This window comes from Agromyces sp. P1_H4, from assembly GCF_056405255.1.
The window spans coordinates 1-782 of the sequence record NZ_JBFUCL010000601.1 but is presented as its reverse complement, the minus strand read 5'-3'; the positions used below and the strand labels follow the sequence as shown (position 1 = coordinate 782).

1 protein-coding gene is annotated in these 782 nt (G+C 71.9%); it reads left to right on the top strand.

What is annotated here, in order from left to right:
- Nucleotides 1-127: 127 nt before the first annotated feature.
- A partial coding sequence (locus AC1DY2_RS20280) for a serine hydrolase (RefSeq protein WP_476764053.1) occupies nucleotides 128-782 on the top strand: 655 nt, incomplete at its 3' end.

Below are 782 nucleotides of genomic sequence, written 5' to 3'. Positions count from 1 at the left end.
GCCACCGAGACGAAGGCCTCGCACGCCGACAGCAGGTCGAAGTTGCGTGCCATGCATGCGATCCTTGCATGAATAGCGCGGTTTGGTGCTTTGCCGGCATCAGTGCCGCATCGGAAGACTGCGATCCATGAATCCATCGCGTGAATCCAGCCCCCTGTCCCGGCGTTCGCTGCTCGCCCTCGGCGGCGCAGCGGGAGCCGCGGGCGTCGTCTCCACCGTGCTGGCATCGGCGCCGGCTTGGGCGTCGCCGTTGCCGGCGAACGGCAGGCCCGTCATACGTGCCGACCACGGCCGCGTGTCCGACGACCTTCGCGCGCTCGAGGTCGCGACCGACGTCACGATCGGGGTCGTCGCGCTGCCGGCCGACCTGGGGCGCGGCGCCGGGCGGGTTCGCGCGTTCCGGTACCGGGCGGCCGACCTGTTCCCCATGTGCTCGCTCTTCAAGCCCCTGGCCGCCGCGGCGCTGGTGCGGGCGCGGGGATACGACGACGCGTACTGGTCGACACCCATCCCGTTCACCGACGCGGATGTCGTGCGCGACTCGGCCGTGCTGAGCACGATGCGGCCGCAGCAGGCGACCCCCGAGCAGCTCGCCGACGCCGCCATCCGCTACAGCGACAACACCGCAGGCAACCTGCTGCTGCGCGAACTCGGGGGGCCCGCCGCGATCACAGCCTTCGCCCAGGAGTTCGGGGCGACGCACACGCGGCTCGACCGCTGGGAGCCCGACCTCAACGAGGCCCGCCCGGGCGACGAGCGGGACACGACCACGCCCGACGACA